Here is a 23,888-nt window from a genome sequence, read left to right as displayed (position 1 = left end):
GGTCGTCGGTCGGCCTCAGCGCCGGTTGCCGAGCAGGGTGGCCAGCACCGCCGGATCGCTGGCCGACGCGGCCTGGGCCCACGCCTCGTACTGCACCGAGGCATCCAGGCCGGACGAGGCGGCGATCCGGACGCTCTGCTTGACGTGGCGGACCAGATGCGGGTCCAGGTCGGCGTAGCGGCGCGCGGCGGCCAACGCGGCGGCCAGCGGATCGTCGACCACGTCGAGCACCAGACCGAGGTCGTGGGCCCGCGCGGCGTCGAGCATCGCGCCGTCCAACAGGATCTGCATGGCCCGCTGCGGGCCGAGCGCGTCGACCAGGAAGTAGGTGCAGCCGCCGCCGGGGTGCAGGCCGATCCGGGTGAACGTCGCCCCGAACCGGGCCTGGCGACCGGCGATCCGCTGGTCGCAGCACATCGCCAGGTTGAGACCGGCACCCACGGCGGGTCCCTGTACTGCGGCGATGGTCACCAGGTCCAGGTCGCGCACCGCGAGGAAGCTGCGGTAGATCTCCTCCAGGTCGCGGCGGGTCTGGCTGACCGGCCGGATGGGGCCGCCGAAGATCTCGTCGAGGTGCGCGCCCGAGCAGAAGGCGCTGCCGGCGCCGGTGACGACCAGAACCCGGGCGTCGCGGTCGGCGGCGACGATCGACACGGCCTCGGTCAGTTCCCGCTTCATCAGGGCGCCGATCGCGTTACGCCGGTCGGGATCGTCGAGGGTCAGCACCCGCACACCCGGATGGTCGGCGGTACGCAGCGAAACGGTCTGCACGTCAGCTCCTGATCCGGTCGGTGAGGACCCACTGCCATAGGTCGCCACCCTCGGCGACCACCATGTCCAGGGTATGGGACGCCGTGCGGGTGGTGACCGGCTCGTCGCGCCGGGCGAGCAAAGGGCGCCGCGCAGCGCCGACCGGCTCTGCTCCCGCTCCCCCGCCATGGTCGCCACCGCGTACCGCTCGTCGCGGTCCGGGTCGAGCCAGCCGGCCTCGCCGAGCAGCCAGCTCGCCTGCATCGCCTCGTCAGTCGCTTCGTCGGCGCCTGCCTGGCCACCCGCCTCGACGACTACATGACCGGCAACCACCGCTCGCACGGGCACCCGATCGCCAAGGGTGCCCGGCTGGACCGGCTGATGGCCGAACCGCTGGGCCGCGCCGACGGCCGGACCCGACTGGACGTCGGTCGGGTCGCCGTGCTGACCGCCTCGTTCGACCACCGGGTCTTCGACGGCGCGTACTGCGCCGCCTTCCTCGGCCGGTCCGGCACCTGGTCGAGTCGGCCGCCGACCAGCGGTAGTCGTCACCACCAGGGGATACGCCGGGCGGGACGGTTCCGTGCCGGTCCGCCCGGCGGTAGGTTCAGACCAAACCTGCGTGACGACGACGTTTCAGGAGAGTTCCGATGAGCCAACACGTCCGGGGTGTGATCTCCCGGAGCACCGGTACGCCGGTCGAGGTCACCATGATCGTCGTACCGGACCCCGGCCCGGGCGAGGCGGTGGTGCGGGTGCAGGCCTGCGGTGTCTGCCACACCGACCTGCACTACCGCGACGGCGGCATCAGCGACGACTACCCGTTCCTACTCGGCCACGAGGCGGCCGGCATCGTCGAACAGGTCGGTGACGGGGTGACCGACGTCGCCCCCGGCGACTTCGTGGTGCTGAACTGGCGGGCCGTCTGCGGCACCTGCCGGGCCTGCGTCCGGGGCCGACCCTGGTACTGCTTCGCCACCCATAACGCCACCCGGAAGATGACACTGACCGACGGCACCGTACTCTCCCCCGCGCTGGGCATCGGCGCCTTCGCCGAGAAGACCCTCGTGCACGCCGGCCAGTGTACCAAGGTGGACGCGGCGGCCCGGCCGGCCGCCGTCGGCCTGCTCGGCTGCGGAGTGATGGCCGGGCTGGGCGCCGCGATCAACACCGGCGGCGTCGGCCGCGGCGACTCCGTCGCGGTCATCGGTTGCGGCGGCGTCGGCGACGGCGCGATCGCCGGGGCCGCCCTGGCCGGTGCGACGACCATCATCGCCGTCGACACCGACCCCCGGAAACTCGACTGGGCGCGCGGCTTCGGCGCCACCCACACCGTGGACGCCCGGCAGACCGACGTGGTCGAACGGATCCAAGAACTCACCGGCGGGTTCGGCGCCGATGTCGTCATCGACGCCGTCGGCCGCCCAGAAACCTGGAAACAGGCGTTCTACGCCCGGGACCTGGCCGGCACCGTCGTCCTGGTCGGCGTACCGACCCCGCAGATGCGCGTCGAACTGCCGCTGCTGGACGTGTTCGGTCGCGGCGGCGCGCTCAAATCCAGCTGGTACGGCGACTGTCTGCCGTCGCGCGACTTTCCGATGCTGACCGAACTGTACCGGCAGGGCCGGCTCGACCTCGACGCCTTCGTCACCGAGGAGATCCCGCTCGACCAGGTCGAGCAAGCCTTCGGCAAGATGCACCACGGCGACGTGCTCCGCTCGGTGGTGGTGTTCTGATGACCGCCCGGATCGACCACACCGTCACGTCCGGGACGTTCTCCCTGGACGGGGAGACCTTCGATGTCGACAACAACGTCTGGGTTGTCGGCGACGACACCGAATGCGTGGTGATCGACGCCCCGCACGACGTCGAGGCGATCCGCGCCGTCATCGGCGCGCGTACCGTCCGGGCGATCGTCGCGACCCACGCCCACGACGACCACGTACGGGTCGCGGCGCGCCTGGCCGACGAGACCGGCGCGCCGGTGCTGCTGCACCCGGCCGACCGGGTGCTCTGGGACCAGGTCCACCCGCAGCGGCCCCCGGACGCCGCACTGGCCGACGGGCAGCAGCTCACCGTCGGTGGCACCACGCTGCGGGTCCTGCACACCCCCGGGCACAGCCCCGGTGCCTGCTGCCTGTCCGCGCCCGAGCTGGGCGTGGCGTTCACCGGCGACACGCTGTTCGCCGGCGGCCCGGGAGCCACCGGCCGCTCCTACAGCGACTTCGGCACGATCCTTGCGTCCATCCGCGACCGGCTGTTCACCCTGCCGGACGACACGATCGTGCACACCGGACACGGCGACAGCACCACGATCGGCGCCGAACGGCCGCACCTCGACGAGTGGATCGCCCGCGGCCACTGATTGGCCACTCCGCGACCGGGCCGGCGGGGCACCGGGAATCCCGGTCAGTTCGCCGTCGACGGCGGCGTCCGGCGCCCGCTGCAGCATCCCGCCGGAGAACTCGTGCGGGTACGCCCAGGCCCGGGACCGGGCGTTCGGCACGCCGACCAGGTCGAGCAGTTCGACCGCCCGGTCGGCGGCCGTCCGGCGGGACAGCCCCCGGTGCCGGCGCACCGACTCGACGATCTGCTCGCCGATGGTGAACGCCGGGTGCAGGTGGTGCTCTTGCCGCAGCCCGACTCCCCGACCAGCCCTACGGTCTCACCTGCGGCCACCTCGATCGACACCTTGTGAACGAGGTCGGTCCAGCCGCCGGCGGCGCTACCCACCGCGACGGTGAGGTCGGTGACCGGCGAGCACGTTCGTGGCCAGCACGGTCAAGGTGATCACCGCGCCGGGGGCGACCGCCAGCCACCAGGCGGTGTCGATGTACGGCAGCGCCCGGCCGAGCAGCGCGCCCCAGCTCGCGTCCGGCGGCTGGACACCGAGCCCGAGGAAACTCAGACCGGCCTCAGCGAGCATGGCGAACCCACTGGCCACCGCCACCTGCACGACGACCGGGCCGATCACGCCGATCGCCGGCAGCAGCACCGCGAGTAGCCCGGTCGGCACTCCGAAGCCGACCCCGACCGCAGTCACACGCGCCGGGTTCAGCTCGGCGGATGCCGCGAGACCATCAGGACTGGCGGACGAACGCCGCCGCCGACTCTGTCCGGGACAGGGCACGAGGGATCAGCTGATCGCTCGTAGCTGCCGGCCGGACTGCCGCCCCGAGTCCGTCATTGCGGCGACCAGGTCCTCGCGGGCCCGAGCGACCCGGGACCGGATCGTCCCGACCGGGCAGCCGCAGACCTCGGCGGCCTCGGCGTAGCTCAACCCGAGCATCTGGGTCGCCACGAACGCCTCCCGGCGGTCGGCGGCCAGGCCGACCAGCAGCTGACGCAGCGCCACGGCTTCTTCGAAGCGTGGGCCGGTGACCGCGGCCTCGGCCACCGCCTGCCAGTCGGCCAGGTCGGCGACCCGGGGCCGTACCACGACGGCGCGGATATGGTCGACGGCGACCCGCCGGGCGATGGACAGCAACCAGGTACGCGCGCTGGAGCGCCCAGCGAAGCGCGGCAACGACCGCATCGCCCGGAGGAACGTCTCCTGGGCGAGGTCCTCCGCCTCGGTGTTGTCCACCAGATGGGTGAGGAACCTCTGCACCTGACCTTGGGTGGCCCGGACGAACGACGTGGCGGCCGCCCGGTCACCGTCGCGGGCTGCGAGGGCCCAACGGGTGATCTGGGCGTCGTCCGGTGCGGCGTGCGGCATGCCTGAAGAGTATCCGGGAAGCCTCCCCCCGCCATAGTCCACCCACCGGGGTGGTGCCTGCCCTGCCGGCGCTACCCCGGTGGGAACCGTCCCGGCCGACGGGCCGACTATTGACATGTGGGGTGCGTGGACTTTCGTGAGCTGCTGTCGGCCGAACTCGACGGGGAAACCGACGCCGCCGAGTCGGCTGCGGCGCGGGACCATCTGACCGGCTGCGCCGGGTGCCGATCCTGGTACGCCGACGCCGACATGGTCACCGACCTCGCCCGGCGTACCGGCCCGGAACCGGTCGGCACCGTCGACGAGTCGGTGCTCGACGCGCTCGCGCCACCCCGACGGCTGACCGCGGCCCGGGTCGCCCTGCTGCTGCGGTACGCCCTCGGCGTGCTCGGAATCGCGCAGTTCCTGCTCGGTGCCGCCCAGATCGGCGGCGTCGCCGACGGCCATCTGCATGTGCCCGATCCGGTCGGTGGAACTGCCCCCAACCACCTGTGGCACGAGTCTGCGGCCTGGAACGTCGCACTCGGCGCCGGCTTCGTGTGGATCGCCGTCCGGCGCACCCGGCCGGCCGGGATGCTGCCGACCCTGACCGCGTTCGTCGCGGTACTGGCACTGCTGTCGGTCAACGACGTGATCACCGGGCGGGTCGACTATCCGCGGCTGCTCAGCCACGGCCTGGTCGTCGCCGGATATCTGCTCATCCTGACGCTGCGCCGACGCGGCGGCGACCCGGACACGTCACCGGGGGACGCTGGCCGCACCCGATCACGCTGGCGCGTCGAACTTGACGACGAGCCACCAGCGACCGGCCCGACACCATTGCGGGTGGTCCGGGGTGGCGCGGCCAGCATCCGCCGGGACCGGGCGGCCTGATCCGTCGGCCCGGTGCCGTTGATCTGACAACCCGGCCGGTCAACCTCCGCTCCCGCTGGCGGGACATGGTGACGACGAAACAGCCTCCGGCTTCGTCCGGGAGCATCCGCAACGACACCACCGTCCAGTACCGGCCAGGGAGCAGTCATGCCGGCCACCCCGCCCGCCGAGCGCCCGACGAACGCCCAGATCGTCAGCCGGTACCTCGCCGGAGCGCCGATCAGGCGCATCGCCGCTGAGCTCGGCGTGTCGTACAGCTACGTGCACCGGCGACTGCACTTCTCGGGCGTACCCATCCGCGGTCGCGGCGGACGCCGCCCGGATCCGACCGTCCATGCTGACCGTACGCCTGAGTCTCAGGACAGCGTCACAGGCGCTGATCAGGACACACTGGACTAGGTCACGACGCATACGGTTAATCGTCTTGCCTGGGTCCTAGACTGACGGATGCACCTCCTCCGCCCCCAAGATGGCCACAAGGTCACCGATCACATTGGCCAGAGAGCCACCATGGTTGACTGCCGAATCCGGCTGGGTCCGCCAGGCCGGTTCGTCGCGGAAGGTGCCAGCAAGTGTCCGCTTCACCGCTACACGACCAGGGAGACATTGGTGACTTCCCGCAGCCGACGAGAGCACATACTCCACCGGGCTGGCGCACTGTTCGCCAGCCGAGGCGTCGCCGGCACGACCGTCCGCGAGATCGCCGACGACGTGGGCATCCTGTCCGGTAGCCTCTACCACCACTTCGAATCCAAAGAGGCGATGGTCGACGAGATCATCTCCAGCTACCTCGCCGACCTACGCGCCCGCTACCAGCAGATCCTCGACGGGCCGGACGGGCCGGACGACCAGCTGCGGCAACTCATCCGGGCCTCGCTCGAGTGCGCCGCCAGCCACCCGCACGCCACTGAGATCTACCAGAACGACGCGAACTACCTGCGTGGCCTGCCCCGGTTCGGCTATCTCAAGGGCGTGGCCAAGGAGGTGGAGAGCGTCTGGCTCACCGTCATCGACGCCGGACGCCGGGACGGCACCCTGCGCTCCGACATCGACCCGAAAACCTTCTACCGGCTCACCCGCGATGCGGTTTGGCTCACCGTGCGATGGTTCAGGCCGGGCGGCAAGTACTCGCTGAACCGGCTCATCACCGACTGCACCACCCTCTTCTTGGACGGCATCGCCGCACGCCGCTGATCAGCGGCGCTACGGCCGGCCCGGCGATGCGCCGCAGTTTACTGGGTGGTTGAGCAACGCTCCCGCCCAACCGCTGCGCCTCAGCCGCCGGTCGGCCGGTCCAGCTCTGACGCTCCACTGCAGACATTCTCGTTGGTAAGTAGCTGATGGACGTTCACGTCCGCTGGGCGGGGGCGCGCACAGTCCCTATGGCATCCTAGGAGGCTGGGTTAGCTTCCGTGCCCGCCGCTGCCGTACGCGCCCGCCCCCTCGGTACCGCGCGGCCAACCACCTCCCGCCCGGCCGGCGTCAGCCACCCACGAAACGTCACGGAGAGTCGCCCGACCACTTCGTCGTGGGCGGCGTTGGTCGCACGATCGACCATCGGCCGAGTACATCGGTGCACGCCACCGGCGAGATCACAGCGGTTCGGGGAAACGCGACAGTGCATGAGCCTCGAATGCGTGTTCACACCGAGTCATGTCGATCCGGTCCTCGGCAACACGGCGGGAGCTTACGATATCCGGCGGGAGCGCCCGACATCTTCCCTGATCGTCAGAAGACGACGCGACTCGGCATCCCCCACCTCCTGGTCCGCAATATCCGAATAGGCACCAGGCATCGACCCCTGCCGCGCCCGGTCGTCGGGGAAGTATCGTCGGCCGAGCAACGTTACGACCTGTCCCGGCGATCAGAGGCAGTTTCCAATAATGCGGTACGAGCTCCGGTGAGCGGCACGGGCCGCAGCTCGCGCCTGCCACCAACCGGCACGGCGGGCACCGTGACGGCGTACCGACGAGGTGATCCGATCTGGATCCACCGTACCGGGGCCTGGCGGCCCGGAGTGGTGCTCAACTTGTCCGACACCGCGGTCACCGTCCGGTACCGGGTCACCGGCGCGGAGGGCACCGGCGTGGACACCGTGGTGCTCGGCCGCCCCGAACTCGCGCCCCGCGCCGACCGGCGGCCACCGCCCGAACCAGTGCGTGCCGCCCGAGCGGCGAGGCCCGCGACCGGGCCGGGCCCACCGAACGGCCGCACCATGACACCGACCTGCCGACCGGAACGCGATCCGCCCCGGCGTCCCCAGCGCCAACCGGCGGCACGCGTCCGGCCTCAGCCGGCCGGTCGACCCGCCCCTCCAGCCAGCGGGCCCATGGTCGATCGACGGGTCTCCGACGGCGTGGTCGAGCTGCGGGTCCTGGTCCGATCGCCGGGTGGCCGGCCTGCCGAACTACCGCTGCGCTGTGCCGTGGACCGGCGTACCGGCACGGTCGCGCTGCGGCTACCCGACGGCCGCACCGGACAGTTCGACCTCACCTTGGCGCGGGCGGCCAGCATGATCCTGCATGAAGCGGTACTGGCCTGTCTCGACCCGCAGGAGCTGCGTCTCTGGATTCAACGGTGACCACGAGCGGTATCCGCGCCGCTGTGCTGATCCGCGGCGATGACCAGCTGCGCCCGACCCGGTTCTGCCGAGGTCACCGTCACGGTCAGCGAACCGACCCCCGCCGTCTGCCCGACCGGGATGTAATAGGGCTGTCCGGCGTAGACCACGGTCACCGATCCGGCGGCAAGATCCCGGAATTCCATCTGGTGATCGAGAATCTCCACGCTTGCAGTTTCGGTTGTCTTGACGGCGACCGTACAACTGTTATTTCGGCATTTCGCGCTGGTCGCGCTGCAGGCAGACAGACACAGCAGCAGAACAAGGAGGATCCCGGCATGTCGGGCCGTTCGTGACGGGCGCATGCCATCGACGATCACATCTGTCCGCAGCGAACGGACCCGGCCGCCCCGTAGATGGCACTTTACCGGGAGACGGCCGGGCGATCAGCCGACGACGAGCAGCAGGACGACGCTCAGCACGGACCCGACCACGCCGACCAAGCCGATCACGATCGCTGCCAGCGCCCTGCCCCGCTGGTCTGGAACCCGTCGACCCGGACCCGCCAGCGCGATCGCTGCGACAGCCGGTACCGCGCCAGCGCCGTAGCAGGCGGCGAACGGCAGCGACGCGACGGCCATAACCAACGCAGCAGAGGTACGCCGGGCTCGGGACCGGTCGGCGACGGACGAACCGACGACCGGCGTACCAGGGTCCCAGTCGAACCGCCGTGGCAGCTCGGCCAGTTGCGCAACGAGCTCCCCCGACGTTGTCGCCGCAGTCGCCTCAACCAGCCGCCGCTCGTACTCGGTGAGGTCCAGATAGCCCTCACCGAGCGCCTGGGCGAGCAGCTCGATGACGTGGTTGCGCTGCGCGTCACCGACCCGCTCGTCACCGACCCGCTTGCTGACCCCGTCGCCGCCTTCCACCGTGTTTCCGAGGCTACCCCATCTGACGGTCTCCGCAGGTCACGCTGGACCAGCGGGCCGAAATCCCCCATCATGACTACGTTCGGTACGCGATGCAGTCGTGGCGCCCCTCCGGGTATGGCGCAGACCGGATTCCTCTTCCTTCAGGAAGAGGACGTCAAGGGGGTCCGTCGGCATGACGCCCAGGGGTGGCAGGACCTGGCCGCTGCTGTTGGTCGCGGTCGCACTCGCCGCGCTCGGCGCGGCCACCGGCGGGATGCTGGCCCTGGCGTACCGTCCCATCGGGCTGGCGTATCTGGACGTGCTGACCCGTTGCCCGCCCTCGGCCAGCGACCAGACGATGTGCCTGACCGAGGTGACCTGGGCCGTCGGCGCCCTGATGACCTCCGGGGCGGCGATCGCGCTCGGCAGTGGTCTGGCCGGGACGCTGGTCACGACGGTACGCGCCCAACACTGGATCGCCCGGTTACCCCCGGCCCATCCGATGGCCGAGGCGCGTTTCGAGGAACTCTGCCGGCAGCACAGCTTGGTCGGTTCCCACCGGCCTCGGTTGCGGATCGGCGGCCATCGGACGGACAGCATCGCCGGTCCCGGCCAGCGGACGGCGGTCGTGCTGCCGGCGGCGGCGGTCCGACAACCGTTGGTTCCGGTGGTGTTCGACCCGCTCGTCCGCGCCGAACTGGACCGGATCACCTCCGGCCGGAGCACTCGCCGCGCCGTGCTGCGCGGCTGGCCGTGGCTACTGGCCTCGGTGAGCGCCGCACTGGCCGCAGCGGCCGCGTTCACCGGACCCGCGTTCACCGGGTTAGGGCCCGGCACGCTTGCCGGGTCGACGGCCCGCGTGCTGCTGCTGGCCGCCGCCGTCGCCGTCCTGACTGTCGGATTGCGCCGCGGCCCGGGCGGGACGCGCGGCGCCCGGGCTGCGGTCTGGTGCGCCGTGCCAGCCGCCGGGGTGATCGCCGGTGCGGGGGGCCAGGCCGGGGCGTCCGTCCTGTGGCACCTGGCACCCGCCGCGGGAGATTGGCTGGTCGCCGGCGCCGCACTGGCACCCGCTCTGCTGGTCCTGGCCGGCCTGCTGCCGGCGCTGACCGCTGGACGGCCCAGCGCGGCCGGATCCTGGGGCACAGCTGCCGTCCCGGCGATGTTGGCGGGAGTAGTCGCCGGTCTGCTCGCCTTCCCGGTGGACACCGCGGCCGCGCCGAATCTCGCCGCACCGCTGCTGGTCCAGCCGTCGCCCGCCGTCCCGGACAGCGGATCCGACCCGGGCGGCGGAGCCGACCCGGACCACGCCCGCCGTGCCCGTCCGGATGGCCCGAGGACCGCCGGTCCCGTCCCGATCGACACGACCGCGGCGGACCGGGTCGCCCGAGCCGTCGAGCTCGTGCTCGGCCCGGCGTGGCGGGCGGATCCGCTCCCGGCACCACCACCGGCTGGGAGTCGACCGGCCGGCTGTCAGCCGTCGATCGTCAACGACTATCTGCGCCGGGCGGCCGCCGGACGTACCGGGCGGGGCGTGGCGCGCTACGCGACGCTTGCACCGGGCGGCGGTGGGCTCGGCAGGACCACCCTGCAGATCGACGTCGTGTCGTACCGGCCGGACGCGATGTCCTCGACGCGGCCGGTGGAGATGGTCTTCGCCGCAGTCGAACGGGCCGGCGCGGCCTGTCGGGAGTTCACCGACCGACGATCCGGGCTACGGGTCCAGTCGCTGCCCCGCGCGGCACCGGCCGTCGGCGATCGCGCCTGGCGGATGGACCTGGTACGGACGCTTGGCCGCGGTGCCGGACGGGTCACCGCGACGACCGCACTGGCTGTCATACAGGTCGACACCACGCTGGTCGTGGTGTCGATGACCGCGTCGCTGGCCGTCGTCGACGGGGAGCTGTTCGAGCAGGCCATGCGGCGGACGGTGGCCGCGCTGGTGGCCGAGCGGTGAGCCGGGTCCAGCCTGTCGACGGCTCCAGCCTGTCGAGTCGGGTACGTCACCCGGTCAGGGCGTCACCGGGACGGTCAGTCGCCAAGCGTCGATGATCTGCACCGGCCGCATGCCCTCGGAAAGGTACAGGCGCAGCGCCAGCCGCCGGGGGTCGGTATCGACGTGCAGGAAAGGTGCCCCGCCGCTGGTCGGCGACGTCGGCGGCGAACGCCCGGCGCAGCAGCAGGCGACCCAGGCCACGCCCCTGCCATTCAGGTCGGACCGCGAGCAGCCGCATGTAGCCGCTCTGCCCGTCGGCCACGAAGGCATGCGACCGCAACACAATCGCGGCCGGGACGCCGTCCAGGTATGCGACCTCACCCAGCGACCAGTCGTGGTCACTGTGCGACTCGAGATGCCGGACCCAGTCGGGGTAGGCCTTGGCCGCGAAACCGAAGTGGTCGGCGAAGGCGGCTTGGTGCACCGTCCATGCCTGGTGACGGACCTCGAGATCGTCGCCGGTGCTGCGGATCCGCACAGCGTCGGGTTCCCCGGGGTCAGCCATCGGGCTCGCCGCGTCGTGCGGGACGAATAATCGGTTCAACACGGTCGCCACCGAGAAGCCGAGCTCGGTGCGCCGTCCGGCCGTGGCGGTGTCCTCCCGGTAGCAGCCGACGTCCAGCACGGCCCGGGAATGGCCCAGTTCGGCGGCGATCGCGACGTCGGGCCTGGTACCAGAGCCAGTCGCCGGCCGCCGGCTCGGTGTCGAGATGGTACGCATCGATGTCGGCGGTGTCGCTACTCCCCTTGCGGCACACCCAACCCCAGCCGACCGTCACGCCACCCGGGTCCTGCACCAGCCAACCGTCCCGCGTCGGGTCGGCCGATGACCGCGGTGTTGCAGGTGGCGATCAACTGGAAGACGGCTGGTGCGTCATCGGGCCCGGCGGGCCGCTGGGTGTATCCAGCAGGAAGTGACGGAATCTCGGTGGTCGCTGTCATCGGGCGATTGTCGGGCCGGCCGCCACGCCGGCACGAACGAATTTCAGCTGCCCCGGAAAACCAGATCTGGGCGCATATAACCAACTTAGGGTGATTTAATGCCTATATCGATTATTAGGTTCTAGAAAGTAGGAGGACATGGCGAACACACCGGTGGTGATCGTCGGCCAGGGATACGTCGGCCTGCCCGTGGCAATGCGCGCCGTAGCGGTCGGACACCTGGTCGTCGGGCTGGACACCGACGCCGAGCGGATCCGGATGCTGCGCGCGGGCATCTCGTACGTCGAGGATGTCACCGACGCCGAGCTGCACGCCGCGTTGAGCAGCGGCCGCTACACCGCGACCACCGATTACGCCGCAGCCGCGGGATTTGACACCGCAGTGATCACCGTGCCGACGCCGTTGCGGGACGGCGCACCCGACCTGCGGTACATCGACCAGGCGGCCCGGTCGCTCGCCGAGCAGCTCACTCCCGGCGCGACGGTGATCCTGGAGTCGACGACCTACCCCGGCACCACCGACGAGTTTCTCCGGCCGCTGTTGGAGAAGGGCAGCGGTCTGCAGGCAGGGCTCGACTTCCACCTCGGGTACAGCCCGGAGCGCATCGACCCGGGCAACCGCGAATGGACATTCGTCAACACTCCGAAAGTGGTCTCCGGGATCACCCCCGAGTCGTTGCGGTCGGTGCAGTCGTTCTACGACGGTCTGGTGGACCGGACGGTGCCGGTCGCCGGCACCCGGGAGGCCGAGACCACCAAACTGCTGGAGAACACCTTCCGACACGTCAATATCGCCCTGGTCAATGAGCTGGCGGTGTACGCGCACATGCTGGGCATCGACATCTGGGAGGCGATCGACGCCGCCAGCACCAAGCCGTTCGGCTTCCTACGGTTCACCCCCGGCCCGGGCGTCGGTGGGCACTGCCTGCCGGTCGACCCGTCCTACCTGTCCTGGGAAGTCAAGCGGACCCTCGGCCGCAACTTCCGGTTCGTCGAACTCGCCAACGACGTGAACAACTACATGCCGATGTACGTCGTGGAACGGTTGACCAACGCGATGAACCGGCGCAGCCGGGCGTTGCGGGGCGCGCGGGTGCTGCTCATCGGGCTGGCGTACAAGCGCAACAGTGGCGACTGTCGCGAGTCTCCGGCTGTCCGCGTCGCCGAACTGCTGCACCTGGCCGGCGCGCAGGTGCACGTCGTCGACCCACACCTGCGCCCGGAGCAGATGCCAGCCTTCGTGCGGGCGGTGCCGCTCACCGTCGACCAGGTCGAAGCCGCTGACGCGGTGGTCGTGCTGACCGACCACGACGGGATCGACTACTCCCTGCTCAGCGATGCGCCACTGGTGCTGGACACCCGCCGGAGGCTGGCCGCCACCGCCGGCACGGAACTGCTGTGACCGGCCCGCCGCCTACCTGGGCGGCGGGGCGCTGACCCGGTCTCAGCTCGTCGGGGCGCGTTCCCGCGCCCGGGCCGCCAGTGCCACCGGCATCGGACGACCGGCCATCCGGACGGCACGGTAGAACATCGCCCGCCGAGGTGCCACGAGCTCGGTGCGGTAGCCGCGGGACCGGACCAGACCGGCCGCCGCCACCTCGACCATCCGCTGCGGCTGGTTCAGCAGCCGCCGGACCACCTCGGCCAGCGTCGCCGGATCACCGGGGCTGACCAGACAGTCCGCCTCGAACAGGTCCGGCGGGCCCACCGCCGCGACGGCGACCACCGGCAGGCCCCGGGCCATCGCCTCGACCACTACCGGGGAGTGCGCGCCGGCGGGAGTCGGCGACACGAACACGTCGGCGGCGTCCAGCCAGGACCGGATCTCGGTAGCGGGACGCTCACCCGCGATGACGACCCGGTCGGTCAGTCCCAGCCGGGCCGCACGGCGTTCCAGCTGCGGCCGGGACCGGCCGTCGCCCAGGTGGACCAGGTCGGCCCGGATGCCGTCGTCTGCCAGCCGACGCATCGCCGCCAGGACGACGTCGACGCCGTGCCGGGAGCGGTCGAGCGTCCCGGCCGAGATCAGCGTCACCGGGCCGCCGGACGCCACCGGTTCGCGTGGCTCGCAGACGAACGCGTCGGCCCGCAGGTCGACGTCCGGATAGTCGGCGGCGACGGTGTGCGGACCCGGCGGGCATCGCAGCTGCAGCGATGTTCCGGTGGTGTAGGCCACGGCGATGGCGTCCCGGCACTGCTCCAGCAGCTGGCGCGCCGCCCGGTGAGCGCGCCAGCGACGCACCGGGTACCTCGCCACCGGGCCGTCGAACATGTCCTGCGGGTCTGCCACGACCTCGACCGCGTAGCCACGGTGCGAGCGCCGCAGGATCGGTGCGAGCAGGTTGGCGGCTGGTGACGGACTCCGCAGGATGACGGCGTCGACGTCGTCTACCCCGTACCGCAACGACCTGCGCAGCGCCGCACGACCCGGCAGCAGGCTGCGGGGCCCACGACCGCACGGCAGCGGCCAGACTTCCACTCCCGCGCCGTCCACCCGGCAGGCCCCGGTCGGCGGTAGCGGTACGTCGGTGACCTCAGCGAGCAGTCGGACCCGGTCGAAGGCAGACAGGTACCGGGCCCAGAAGCCGTGCGCCGGCCCGATCACGGTCCACACGGCACCATCCGGTGTGCGTTGGAACCGGCTCTGGGTACTGACCGCGACGGTGCCCATCGCGGAACCTGGCAAGTTCTCCACTGTGCTCCCTACAGGGCGGTCGTCAGAGTCAGCCGCCGGCGCGGCACCGGCTGGCCCCCGCCGGCCGTCTCGACCAGGTCGGCCACCGCTCGGGCGCAGTCACCGCTGTCGAACCGCCGCTGGATGTGTTCCCGTGCCGCCGGTGAACGCCGGGCGAGTTGACCGGACCGGAGCTCCGCGTGTGCGCCGCGCAGCGCGGCGGCGAGCGCCTCGACGTCACCGGTCGGGACCACCCAACCGCTGTCCCGGTTGACTGTCTCCGGCAGTCCGCCGGCGTCGGACACGACACAGGGCACCCCGCACGCTCCGGCTTCCAGCGCCGCTCCGTGGTTCTCCGACCGCGACGGGCTGACGCTGACATCAGCCGCAGCGTAATACTGCCGTACGTCGATGACGCCGGCGAACCAGTCGACGGTCGGATCGGCCGTCACGTCGAAACGTCGTAGCAGGTCCTGCCGGTGCTCCTCACCGGACGTGTCCCAACCCCCACCGACCAGGATCAGCCGGGAGCGGGGACAGTCCTGGGCGAACGACCGCCACGCCGCGAGTAGCACGTCGTGACCCTTGATACCGGTTCCCCGGTGCACCATCGACTTGGGGGCGTACACGTACGCCACCATGACCGCCACGAACACGTCTGCCGGTAGACCCAGCCGGCGACGCGCGGCGGCCCGGGTGGCGGCGTCCGGCGGGCGGAACAGCCGGGTGTCCACCCCGTACGGCACCGCCGCCAGCGCGTCACCACGACTGCCGATCGACCGGTAGAGGTCGGCGGTGTGCGTGCTGCCGGCGATCACGAGGTCGTCCAGCCGGGCCAGGAGGCGCTCCGCAGTGCGGATCGGCGCCGCCTCCAGAAAGAGCGGACCGGGCACCATGAAGACCCTGACGACGTCGAGCCCGAGCAGGCTCAACCGGACCGCCAGCGCCGCGTGGTAGTGGTGGTAGTGCACCACGTCCGGCCGCAGGCGACGCAGCAGCCGACGTAGCGACAACAGCTGCATGGCCGTCGCCAACGTCGGGCGGAACCGAAACCGGAACGGCGAGTCGATCATCGGCACCCCGGCCCGGTGCAACTGTTCGCGCAACCGGCCCGGACCGGCAGGCAGCACGACCGTCACCTCGTTGCCGCGCCGACGCAGCTCCTCGACCTGGGGCACGATCCACCGGCCGCCCTCGGCTGTCTTGAGTATCACGACCACCCGCATGTCTGACGCCTCCCTCGATACCGGCGGCACCCGTCGCGACCGCCAACGGACCTTCATCGCGCGGGCACCCCCCTGACCACCGCGCCGGGCAGCACGTCACGCACGACACACGCGCCGGCGCCGACCGTGGCTGCGGCACCGACCCGGCGGCCCTGAAGAATCGCCGCAGTCGTCCCCACCAGGACGGCTTCGTGCAACGTGCAGGATCCGGAGACAGCCGCCAGCGGTCCGACCGAGCCGTAGTCCGCGACGGTCGTATCGTGGCCGACCACGCCGTTCTGGTTGATGTGCACGTGCCGGCCGAGTGTCACGTTGGTGGTCACTCGGGCACCGGCGAACAGCACCGAACCCGCGCCGATCCGGCTATCCAGACCGACCGTGGCGCTGGGATGGATCAAGGTGGCGGCAACCAGCGGTTCCGCCGCCGGCCGGGCAGCGTCGATCCGCCGGCCTACCGCCCGGCGGTACGCCGGCAGGCCGATCCCGATCACGTACGCCGGCGGGACACCCTGCCCGGTCAGCCAGTCCACGGCGCCGAGCAGCACGGCACCGAGCCGGTCGAGGCGGTCCTTGTTGGCCGGGCTGGGATCGTCGTCGACGAATCCGATCACCCGCCACGCCGGTGCCGGACCGGCCCGGTTGACGGCCTCGACGATGCCGAACACCTCACGGCCGTGCCCACCGCAGCCGACGATCACCAGGTCCCGAACGCTCATCGGCCGATCCGGTGTCCGTCGAGGAACGCCTCGATCGCCGCGAGCACCCGGCCGATCTGCTCGTCGGTCAACGACGAGCCGCTCGGCAGGGCCAATCCGGTCGCGAAGAGCCGGTCCGCCGCCCCGGTGAGGATCCGCGGCGCGGCAGCGAAGACCGGCTGCCGGTGCATCGGTTTCCAGACCGGCCGGGTCTCGATCCGCCGATCAGCGAGGTAGCAGCCCAGATCGGCGGCGTCCCAGCCGGCCTCGGCCGGTTCCACGATGATCACCGTGAGCCAGGCGTTGCCGCCGAGGTCCGCCTCGTCATCGAGATCGCCGAGCAGGCGTACCCCCGGAACGCCGGCGAGGGTCTTCGCGTACCGCTGACGGGTCTCCCTGCGGTGGGCGACCATCGAGTCGAGACGGTGCAGTTGTGCCCGGCCCAGCGCGGCGAGCAGGTTACTCAGCCGGTAGTTGTAGCCGATGTCGGTGTGTTCGTAGTGGGCCACCGGCTGGCGTGCCTGGCTGGCCAGGTATCGGCACCGGTGGGCGATCGCCTCGTCGTCGGTGACCACCATCCCACCCCCCGATGTCGTCATGATCTTGTTTCCGTTGAAGGAAAAGACCCCGGCCTGGCCGAAGCCGCCGGCGGGACGACCGCGCAGGCCGGCACCGAGCGCCTCCGCCGCGTCTTCCACGATCGGCAGGCCGTACGCCGCGCACAACGGGATGATCTCGTCGTAGTCGGCGCAGCGGCCGAACATGTCGACCGGCACCACCGCGCGTACCGGCGGCTGACCGGGCTCCCGCCGGGTCAGCGCTTCGGCCAGCAGGTCGACGTCGACGTTGCCGGTCCGTGGATCGCAGTCGACGAAGACCGGCTGGGCACCGGTGTAGACGATGGCGTTCGCGGTGGCGACGAAGGTCAGGGTGGGTACCGCCACCGCCTGGCCCGGCCCCACTCCGAGGGCCAGCAGGGCCAGATGCAGACCGGCGGTCGCCGAGTTGACCGCGACCGCGTGAGCGGCCCCGACGCGCCGGGCCAGCTCCTGCTCGAAGGCGTCCACCTCCGGACCGGACGGGGCGACCCAGCCGGAGCGCAGCGTCCGGACCAGGAACTCCTCTTCGAGCATGCCGACGTCCGGCGGGGACAGGTAGATCTGCCGGGTCATCGCGCGGCTCCGGAGAAATGTCCTGGTCGCGGGCTAGGCTGGCCTGGTCGCGGCCGGGTCGATGGCTGCGTCCGACTGGCCGGCTCGGTCCGGCGGCCGGTCGCGGAGACATCGGATTGGCTGGCGTTGATGACCACTGATCGGTTCACCATCCTGTTCGTGTGCCGGGCGAACATTTGCCGCTCGCCGCTTGCTGAACGGCTGACCCGGTACGCCGTGCAGACCCGGTTGGGCGCGGACCGGGCCGATGTCGCCGCGTACAGCGCCGGCATCGAAGCGCTGACCGGCCGGCCGATGCATCCGTATACCGAGCAGGTCCTGCGAGAACGCCAGGCGGATCCGGACGGGTTCGCCAGCCGGCAGGTGAATGCCGCCATGCTGGCCCGCGCGGATCTGGTGCTGACCGCCAGCCGCCGGCACCGGGCGTACTGCGTCGCGCTGGCCCCGGCCGCGCTGACCCACACCTTCACCGTCCGCCAGTTCGGACGGCTGGCCCAGGCCGCGCTCCTGTCACCGGCTACCTCGTCACCCGACGCCGCCGGCCGGGCCAGGTCGTTGGTGGCTGCTGCGGCGGCCGCTCGCAGCCGGGTACAGCCGGTCTCCGCCGAGCAGGACGACCTCGCCGACCCGGTGCTGCGGCCGGTCGGGGACTTCCGGATGTGCGCCAGCCAGATCGACCAGACCATCGACATCCTGCTGGACATCATCACGAAGTCTTGACCGGTACGCCAACGTCCGCCGTCGCTTGGTCCTCGGCGGCCGTCATGGTGTCGGAAACCGCGACCGCCTGACGCTGCCGGGCCGGAGCGGCCGGGTTGGCGGACCGACGCCGGCGGCCGTGCTCGTGGTAGTAGTAGTTGTAGGCACCACTGCGGTGTGGCGTCATGTTCAACACGCAGCCGAGCAGCCGGGCGTCCACCGCGCGTAGCGCGGCGACCGCCGTCCGCAGGTGCGTCTCGGTGGTCTTGGCGCACCGTCCCACCACGATCACGCCGTCCACTTGGGCGGCGATCGGCGCCGCGTCGGTGACCGGCGCCAGCGGCGCGGTGTCCACGATGACCACGTCGAACCGGCTGCGCAGCGTGGCGAGCAGGTCCGCCATCTGCTGTGAGCCGAGCAGTTCGCTCGGATTCGGCGGGATGAAGCCACTGGGCAGCAGCGTCATCCCGCTGTCCCCCCATGGTTGCAGTACGTCGTCGAGTTCGGCCTGCCCGGCGAGCACATTCGTCAGCCCGACCGCGCCCTCCATGTTCAGGTAGGAGGCCGCCTGAGGCCGGCGCAGGTCCGCCTCCACCAGCAACACGGAGTTGCCCGCCTCGGCGAAGGTCAATGCCAGGTTCGCCGCAGTGGTGGTCTTGCCCTCCTCAGGCATCGCACTGGTCACCACCAGGCTGCGCACCGGCTTGTCGACGTCGGCGAACTGTAGGTTGGTCCGCAGTTGGCGGAACGCCTCGGCCCGCGCCGAGTGTGCCTGCCGGCCGATGATCAGCGGGTCGCGCCGGGCCGCGTTGTCCAACGGGATCGTGCCGAGCACCCCGGTCGCGGTGACGTCGCGCATCTGATCGACCGTGCGCACGGTATCGTCGAGCATCCCGCGCAGCAGTGCCAGGCCGACCCCGCTGAGCAGCCCGAGGAACAGGCCCAGGCTGATGTTGCGCACCGGTTGTGGCGAGACCGGCACCGGGTTGAGTAGCGGGCCGGCGATCACCTCGACCTTGATCGCCGGCCGGTCGGCGCCCGGGGAGGTCTCCAGTTGCTGGACCAGGCGGACGAACTCAGCGACGATCGCCTCGGCGACCTGCTCCGAACGGTTCGGCGAGCTGTCGGTCACCGTCGCCTGCAGCAGGACCGTATCCGGCACCGGGCGGGCGCTGACCCGCGACTGCACCTCGCCGGCGGTCAGGCCGAGACTGTGCCGGTTGACCACGGTCTCGGCGAGCCGGCTGCTGGTGAGTAGGCCGCCGTAGGACTTGACCCGCTGCTGGGAGAAGAGTCCGCCCTGGTATGCGTCGGTCACCCCCTGGCTGCTGGAGGTGGAGACGAAAAAGGTGACCGAGGTGGCGTACTGCGGGGTGGTCCGGACATTGATCAGCACGGCGGCGCCGACCGCGACGGTCACGGCGGCGAGTACCCAGAACCATCGCTTCCGCACCGCGTCGAAGTAGTCACGCAGTTCCATCGGTACGGCCTCCCAAAGATACTGCTCCGTCATGGTCAGCACCATCTTGTACCAATCTGCACTGGCAAACGGGGTTTTCTGGTCAAATAGTGTCATTGCTGCGCTATCCATCCGGAGTGAACACCGCAGGCACTGCCGGCCGTACCCGGCGGAGGCCCGTACGCCGACTGAACGGGGCTGGAATGCAGACATCGACCCGAGCCGCTGACACCACCACCCGCCGCAACCGGGAACGCGCCGTCGCACCGATGTGGCTGGTGGACCTCGGCGCCTGGTGCGCCGGCCTGATCGTCGCCGTCTGGACCCGCTACGAGTTCGCCCTCGCCGGAACACACCTCAACGGTCTGCTCCTGGTCGCACTGGCCGCGATCGTGCTGCACACGGTGGCCGGTCACCTCAACTACCTGTACCGGGACCGGTACCGGCTGGGCAGCTTCGACGAGGTGTGGGCGGTATCCCGCTGCGTGCTGGCCACCATGGTCCTGCTGCTGCTGCTCGACCTCGCCGCACCACAACGGCCGGTGCCGGCCAGCGCACCGCTGGTCGGTGGCTGCCTGGCCCTCGTCCAGATGCTCGGCGTCCGGTACCTGCGCCGGCTGCACCGGCAACGGCGCCGTCGACCCGCCGGCCGAAACATCCAGCGGGTGCTGCTGTTCGGTGCCGGCGCCGCCGGCCAGTCGCTGCTCCGGGCGATGCTGGACGAGCCGAGCGGGCGGTACCTGCCGGTGGGGCTGCTCGACGACGACCCGGCGAAACGGCAGCTACGGCTCAGCGGGGTGCCGGTACTGGGCAGCCGACAAGACATCCCGGCCGTCGCCGCCCGTACCGGTGCCACCACCGTCGTCGCCGCGGTCGCCAACGCCGACGCCGCGCTGATCCGGGAAGTACGCCACCTCGCGAACCAGGCCGGTGCCCGGTTCAAAGTGGTCCCGTCGGTCGGCGAACTGCTGGAGAACGAGCCGGCCGTCACCGACCTGCGCGACCCCGACTTCAGTGACCTGCTCGGTCGGCACCAGATCGAGACCGACCTCGACTCGATCGCCGGCTATCTGACCGGCAAACGGGTGCTGGTCACCGGGGCCGGCGGCTCGATCGGCTCCGAGCTGTGCCGACAGATCCAGCGGTTCCAGCCCGGTGAGCTGATGATGCTCGACCGCGACGAGTCCGCGCTGCACGCCGTACAACTGTCGTTGCGCGGCCGGGCACTGCTGGACAGCCCGGACCTGATCCTCGCCGATCTGCGCGACAGCGACACGATCCGGCAGATCATGCGCGCCCGTCGCCCCGAGGTGGTCTTCCACGCCGCCGCGCTCAAACATCTCACGCTGCTGGAACGTCACCCGGGTGAGGCTGTGAAGACCAACGTGTGGAGCACCCAGACCTTGTTGGAGGCCGCATCCGGTGTGGAGCGTTTTGTGAACATCTCCACCGACAAGGCCGCCGACCCGACCAGTGTGCTCGGCTTCTCAAAGCGGATCACCGAGCGGCTCACCGCCTTCGCGGCCAGCGCCAACCCGGGTACGTTCCTCAGCGTCCGGTTCGGCAACGTGCTCGGCAGCCGCGGCTCGGTGCTGCACGCGTTCCTCGCCCAGGCGGCGGCCGGCAAGCCGATCACCGTCACCGACCCGGACGTGACCCGGTACTTCATGACCATCCACGAAGCGGTGCAACTGGTCATCCAGGCAGCCGCGATCGGCCGCGACGGCGAGTCACTGGTGCTCGACATGGGTGATCCGGTACGGATCGCCGACGTCGCCCGCAGCATCGCCGGGCAGTACGACAATCCGGTCAGTATCATCTACACCGGGCTGCGCCCTGGCGAGAAACTGCACGAGGACCTGCTCGGTACCGGCGAGCCGGACAACCGGCCACTGCACCCGCTGATCTCCCAGGTCCCGGTGCCGGCGCTGGACCCGGTGCACGTGCACCTGCTCGACCCGTACGGCCGGCCGGACGATCTCGTTGACGAGCTGGCCGCGCTCTGTGAGCCGCACCGGCCGCTGGTCGGCGCGCGTCGGCAGCGTGGCGCTGCCCCGGCCGACATGCTCGCCGCAGACAGCGACGGCAGTCTCGCCTCGCCGGACTACCCGCCCGGCACCCCAATCGTCAGCAACAACGGGTCCACCGGGACGGTCTGACCTGACCTGGTGGCCGGTCAGAGCGCCGCTGGTGGCTCGGACGGTGGGTCGGCCACCGTGGCTGACAGATGCAGGGACAGCTCCTGCACCAGGTCGTCCATGCTCTGTCCGATCTGCGCCCGGACCAACGTGAGCGCCGACTCGGCGAACGCGAGGCGGTCGCCGCCACCTCATGACAAGACGATTGGGCTGGCTGCCGACCTGGTGGCGGCGGATCGGGCCGCGACGCCGCTCCAGTCGATCAGATCCCACAGGCGGTCGAGGTAGTCCGGACGAACATCGCGGTACTACAGGTAGTAGGCGTGCTTCCAGGCGCTACCGCAGTAGCAACTACACCTCAACTGCGTCAATGCCGGGTCACCTCGACGCGCCCGGCCCGATCGTCGTCCAGACCGCCTCCACCTCGCCACCGCGTACCGCCGTCACCTCGCCAAGGCCGGCGAACACCATGCAGACGTGGTTCGGAACCACCTGCACCCGCTGCCCGACCGTGAGCGGACTCGGCTGCCCCGGCCCGGCCCACCGCAGCCAACCGTGCTCCTCGGAAAGCCGGTCGATCCGCCACCCGGGCAACCCCACCAGCAGCCCGTGGCCGCCATAGGCATCGAGATGCGCCGATGCCGGCAGCCCGTCCTGGCCGAACGTCTTCGACCCCGCGTCGATGCAGGCACGGTGCGGCTCCGGATGACTGACCACGGTGGCGAGGACCCGCACCGCGCAGGTCGCAACGGTGGCATTGCCGAGCGCGATCTGCCCCAGGTCGTTGAAGGCGTAGATGCCGGGCCGGATCTCAGTCACCCCGGGCTCGGCCACCACGGTCCGGGCGGAAGCGGAAGCACCTAGCGACACCGTCGACAGGGTCAGCCCGGCCGACCGGATCGCGGCCGCGGTATCCACCATGACATCGGCCGCCTCCTGTGACCGCCGGGTCAGATCCGCACGGTCAGTCGCCGCGTACACCGATCCCTCGTACGTCATCACCCCGGTCAACCGAACGCCGGGCAGCTCGGCGATGTCCCAGGCGATCCGCGCGGCATCCGCCGGCGCCACCCCACACCGACCCAGACCACTGTCGACAATCAGCAGTACGTCCAACAGCCGTCCGGCAGCGGCAAACGCCTCCCCCAGCGTCCGGGCACCGGCGACGCTGTCCGCGCCGACGGTCAGCTCACAGCGCTGCGCCAACCGTACGGCGCGTTCGGCCTTGTCCCGGCCGACCAGCGGATAGGCCACTGTCATCCGGGTCACCCCGGCCGCGGCGAACGCCTCGGCCTCACCAAGCTTCGCCACACAGATGCCGTCCGCCCCACGATCCAGCTGCATCGACGCAAGCCGAGGCACCCGGTGGGTCTTGGCATGCGGCCGCAACCCCACCTGATGCAGTTGGCACAGTCCAGCCATCTCGTCGAGGTTGCGCTCCAAAACGTCGAGGTCGAGCAGCAGATTGGGAGTCTCCAGGCCGGCCGGCACGGCGAACAGGTCCGGCGTAGCGGTCTGCGGTCGGGTATGGGTGGTCACGGCGTCTCCGGCAGTCGTCGTCGCGGTACGAGCGTATCCGTCGCCCATCCTGCCGTACCGCGATGGTCATGCGACGACCCCGCAACGTGGTGTCGCGCTCACCCGCGCGTACCGGCCAGCAGCCAGTACGGTCGGTAGTCGTCGAGCTGGGTGTCGTGCCCAACCGGAGCGTTGCTGCCGACGTGCTCGTGCCGGCCGATCCGCACCCCGGTCTCGGAATCGAGCCGGGCCAGGCCACAGCACCGTGGGGGTCCGAGATCGGCATCCTGGCAGACCGCCACCGTGCCACGACCCGTGCAGCCGAGCACCTTGTGCGCACCCGCTGCCTCGGCGGTGGCCAGGGTTTCGCCGACTTGACCCCGCATCCGTCGAGAGCCGGCATACCCCAGATCCTTCGGACCCGAAACGGACCAGCGGCGCTTGTCCTCCGACGCGAGTCGCCACAAGTCGGACATCACTCGGGTCCATCCGGTGCTACGGCGACGGCCTGGATCTCGATGAGCAGGTGCGGGTGGGGCAGTTGGTGGACGGCGACGGTGG

At 70.9% G+C, this 23,888-nt stretch carries 25 protein-coding genes and 1 pseudogene; 11 read left to right on the top strand and 15 right to left on the bottom strand.

All coding sequences use genetic code 11. From position 1 onward, the window contains the following. Positions 1 to 15: 15 nt before the first annotated feature. The gene (locus ACFHWS_RS18730) at positions 16 to 1,083 is read right to left on the bottom strand and encodes an enoyl-CoA hydratase (protein WP_416568648.1); all 1,068 of its coding nucleotides are present in this window, start codon (positions 1,081 to 1,083) and stop codon (positions 16 to 18) included. On the opposite strand from ACFHWS_RS18730, the gene ACFHWS_RS18725 reads away from it, so the two are divergent. The 3 genes from ACFHWS_RS18725 to ACFHWS_RS18715 are packed head-to-tail and all read left to right on the top strand — an operon-like array spanning position 1,069 to position 3,115. Next, entirely contained in the window at positions 1,069 to 1,404 is a 336-nt protein-coding gene (locus ACFHWS_RS18725) for a hypothetical protein (protein ID WP_416555900.1), read from the top strand. The two genes, ACFHWS_RS18730 and ACFHWS_RS18725, sit on opposite strands and share 15 nt — an antisense overlap. Next, on the top strand, positions 1,401 to 2,486 hold the full coding sequence (locus tag ACFHWS_RS18720) for an S-(hydroxymethyl)mycothiol dehydrogenase (protein WP_416555899.1): 1,086 nt from the start codon (positions 1,401 to 1,403) through the stop codon (positions 2,484 to 2,486). The genes ACFHWS_RS18725 and ACFHWS_RS18720 overlap by 4 nt, the downstream gene beginning before the upstream one ends. Beyond that, positions 2,486 to 3,115 carry an MBL fold metallo-hydrolase gene (locus tag ACFHWS_RS18715; protein ID WP_416555898.1) on the top strand — a complete coding sequence of 210 codons (630 nt, stop codon included), beginning with the start codon at positions 2,486 to 2,488 and terminating at the stop codon, positions 3,113 to 3,115. The genes ACFHWS_RS18720 and ACFHWS_RS18715 overlap by 1 nt, the downstream gene beginning before the upstream one ends. A gap of 44 nt (positions 3,116 to 3,159) precedes the next feature. On the opposite strand, the gene ACFHWS_RS18710 is transcribed toward ACFHWS_RS18715, so the two are convergent. From ACFHWS_RS18710 to ACFHWS_RS18700, 3 genes are all read right to left on the bottom strand, one after another. Beyond that, entirely contained in the window at positions 3,160 to 3,429 is a 270-nt protein-coding gene (locus ACFHWS_RS18710) for a hypothetical protein (protein WP_416568687.1), read from the bottom strand. 46 nt (positions 3,430 to 3,475) lie between these two features. Beyond that, positions 3,476 to 3,793, bottom strand: coding sequence for a hypothetical protein (locus ACFHWS_RS18705; RefSeq protein ID WP_416568647.1), 318 nt, complete (start codon positions 3,791 to 3,793; stop codon positions 3,476 to 3,478). A gap of 93 nt (positions 3,794 to 3,886) precedes the next feature. Continuing rightward, on the bottom strand, positions 3,887 to 4,468 hold the full coding sequence (locus ACFHWS_RS18700) for a sigma-70 family RNA polymerase sigma factor (protein ID WP_416568646.1): 582 nt from the start codon (positions 4,466 to 4,468) through the stop codon (positions 3,887 to 3,889). 126 nt (positions 4,469 to 4,594) lie between these two features. Between ACFHWS_RS18700 and ACFHWS_RS18695 the strand changes: the two genes are divergently transcribed. The 4 genes from ACFHWS_RS18695 (at position 4,595) to ACFHWS_RS18680 (ending at position 7,922) form a co-directional block, all read left to right on the top strand. Next, entirely contained in the window at positions 4,595 to 5,341 is a 747-nt protein-coding gene (locus ACFHWS_RS18695; protein ID WP_416568645.1) for a zf-HC2 domain-containing protein, read from the top strand. A gap of 147 nt (positions 5,342 to 5,488) precedes the next feature. Further along, positions 5,489 to 5,740, top strand: a complete 252-nt coding sequence (locus tag ACFHWS_RS18690; protein WP_416555894.1) for a helix-turn-helix domain-containing protein — start codon at positions 5,489 to 5,491, stop codon at positions 5,738 to 5,740. A gap of 210 nt (positions 5,741 to 5,950) precedes the next feature. Next, a complete protein-coding gene (locus tag ACFHWS_RS18685) occupies positions 5,951 to 6,535 on the top strand; it encodes a TetR/AcrR family transcriptional regulator (protein ID WP_158632114.1) in 585 nt (194 codons plus the stop codon). Positions 6,536 to 7,670: 1,135 nt separating this feature from the next. Further along, complete coding sequence (locus tag ACFHWS_RS18680) at positions 7,671 to 7,922, top strand: hypothetical protein (RefSeq protein WP_416568644.1); 252 nt, start codon at positions 7,671 to 7,673, stop codon at positions 7,920 to 7,922. On the opposite strand, the gene ACFHWS_RS18675 is transcribed toward ACFHWS_RS18680, so the two are convergent. Both ACFHWS_RS18675 and ACFHWS_RS18670 read right to left on the bottom strand, forming a co-directional pair. Further along, a complete protein-coding gene (locus ACFHWS_RS18675; RefSeq protein ID WP_416568643.1) occupies positions 7,913 to 8,281 on the bottom strand; it encodes a hypothetical protein in 369 nt (122 codons plus the stop codon). The genes ACFHWS_RS18680 and ACFHWS_RS18675 overlap by 10 nt on opposite strands. 66 nt (positions 8,282 to 8,347) lie before the next feature. Next, positions 8,348 to 8,830 (bottom strand): DUF1707 SHOCT-like domain-containing protein, encoded by a 483-nt coding sequence (locus ACFHWS_RS18670; protein WP_416568642.1) that lies wholly within the window; start codon positions 8,828 to 8,830, stop codon positions 8,348 to 8,350. A gap of 175 nt (positions 8,831 to 9,005) precedes the next feature. On the opposite strand from ACFHWS_RS18670, the gene ACFHWS_RS18665 reads away from it, so the two are divergent. Beyond that, on the top strand, positions 9,006 to 10,766 hold the full coding sequence (locus ACFHWS_RS18665) for a hypothetical protein (protein WP_416555890.1): 1,761 nt from the start codon (positions 9,006 to 9,008) through the stop codon (positions 10,764 to 10,766). Positions 10,767 to 10,812: 46 nt separating this feature from the next. Here the strand turns inward: ACFHWS_RS18665 and ACFHWS_RS18660 are convergent, their stop codons facing one another. Further along, positions 10,813 to 11,526 carry a GNAT family N-acetyltransferase gene (locus ACFHWS_RS18660; protein ID WP_416555889.1) on the bottom strand — a complete coding sequence of 238 codons (714 nt, stop codon included), beginning with the start codon at positions 11,524 to 11,526 and terminating at the stop codon, positions 10,813 to 10,815. 359 nt (positions 11,527 to 11,885) lie between these two features. Here ACFHWS_RS18660 and ACFHWS_RS18655 point away from each other — a divergent pair, with 359 nt between their 5' ends. Beyond that, a complete protein-coding gene (locus tag ACFHWS_RS18655) occupies positions 11,886 to 13,148 on the top strand; it encodes a nucleotide sugar dehydrogenase (protein ID WP_416568641.1) in 1,263 nt (420 codons plus the stop codon). Between the two features lie 42 nt (positions 13,149 to 13,190). On the opposite strand, the gene ACFHWS_RS18650 is transcribed toward ACFHWS_RS18655, so the two are convergent. From ACFHWS_RS18650 to ACFHWS_RS18635, 4 genes are read right to left on the bottom strand one after another with little or no spacing between them, the layout of a single operon-like run. Beyond that, a complete protein-coding gene (locus ACFHWS_RS18650; protein WP_416555886.1) occupies positions 13,191 to 14,441 on the bottom strand; it encodes a glycosyltransferase family 4 protein in 1,251 nt (416 codons plus the stop codon). 8 nt (positions 14,442 to 14,449) lie between these two features. Further along, positions 14,450 to 15,646 carry a glycosyltransferase gene (locus ACFHWS_RS18645; RefSeq protein ID WP_416555885.1) on the bottom strand — a complete coding sequence of 399 codons (1,197 nt, stop codon included), beginning with the start codon at positions 15,644 to 15,646 and terminating at the stop codon, positions 14,450 to 14,452. 53 nt (positions 15,647 to 15,699) lie between these two features. Beyond that, positions 15,700 to 16,362 carry a NeuD/PglB/VioB family sugar acetyltransferase gene (locus ACFHWS_RS18640; protein WP_416555884.1) on the bottom strand — a complete coding sequence of 221 codons (663 nt, stop codon included), beginning with the start codon at positions 16,360 to 16,362 and terminating at the stop codon, positions 15,700 to 15,702. Then, the gene (locus ACFHWS_RS18635; RefSeq protein ID WP_416568640.1) at positions 16,359 to 17,513 is read right to left on the bottom strand and encodes a DegT/DnrJ/EryC1/StrS family aminotransferase; all 1,155 of its coding nucleotides are present in this window, start codon (positions 17,511 to 17,513) and stop codon (positions 16,359 to 16,361) included. Before ACFHWS_RS18635 ends, ACFHWS_RS18640 begins: the two co-directional genes overlap by 4 nt. 129 nt (positions 17,514 to 17,642) lie before the next feature. On the opposite strand from ACFHWS_RS18635, the gene ACFHWS_RS18630 reads away from it, so the two are divergent. Beyond that, the gene (locus ACFHWS_RS18630) at positions 17,643 to 18,233 is read left to right on the top strand and encodes a low molecular weight phosphatase family protein (protein ID WP_416555882.1); all 591 of its coding nucleotides are present in this window, start codon (positions 17,643 to 17,645) and stop codon (positions 18,231 to 18,233) included. Here ACFHWS_RS18630 and ACFHWS_RS18625 read toward each other — a convergent pair. Then, positions 18,220 to 19,725 carry a polysaccharide biosynthesis tyrosine autokinase gene (locus ACFHWS_RS18625; protein WP_416555881.1) on the bottom strand — a complete coding sequence of 502 codons (1,506 nt, stop codon included), beginning with the start codon at positions 19,723 to 19,725 and terminating at the stop codon, positions 18,220 to 18,222. The two genes, ACFHWS_RS18630 and ACFHWS_RS18625, sit on opposite strands and share 14 nt — an antisense overlap. A gap of 149 nt (positions 19,726 to 19,874) precedes the next feature. Here ACFHWS_RS18625 and ACFHWS_RS18620 point away from each other — a divergent pair, with 149 nt between their 5' ends. Next, positions 19,875 to 21,830 (top strand): polysaccharide biosynthesis protein, encoded by a 1,956-nt coding sequence (locus ACFHWS_RS18620; protein WP_416555880.1) that lies wholly within the window; start codon positions 19,875 to 19,877, stop codon positions 21,828 to 21,830. Between the two features lie 357 nt (positions 21,831 to 22,187). Here the strand turns inward: ACFHWS_RS18620 and ACFHWS_RS18615 are convergent, their stop codons facing one another. From ACFHWS_RS18615 to ACFHWS_RS18605, 3 genes and pseudogenes are all read right to left on the bottom strand, one after another. Continuing rightward, positions 22,188 to 23,348 (bottom strand): alanine racemase, encoded by a 1,161-nt coding sequence (locus ACFHWS_RS18615; protein WP_416555879.1) that lies wholly within the window; start codon positions 23,346 to 23,348, stop codon positions 22,188 to 22,190. Positions 23,349 to 23,446: 98 nt separating this feature from the next. Then, positions 23,447 to 23,713 (bottom strand): hypothetical protein, encoded by a 267-nt coding sequence (locus ACFHWS_RS18610; protein ID WP_416555878.1) that lies wholly within the window; start codon positions 23,711 to 23,713, stop codon positions 23,447 to 23,449. A gap of 89 nt (positions 23,714 to 23,802) precedes the next feature. Next, positions 23,803 to 23,888, bottom strand: a pseudogene (locus tag ACFHWS_RS18605) (RidA family protein); the annotation flags it as partial.

The sequence above is a fragment of the Micromonospora sp. LOL_013 genome, from assembly GCF_048060315.1.
Taxonomy (GTDB): Bacteria; Actinomycetota; Actinomycetes; order Mycobacteriales; family Micromonosporaceae; genus Micromonospora_E.
The sequence above is the reverse complement of the archived record's forward strand: the minus strand, read 5'-3'. Positions and strand labels throughout refer to the sequence as shown.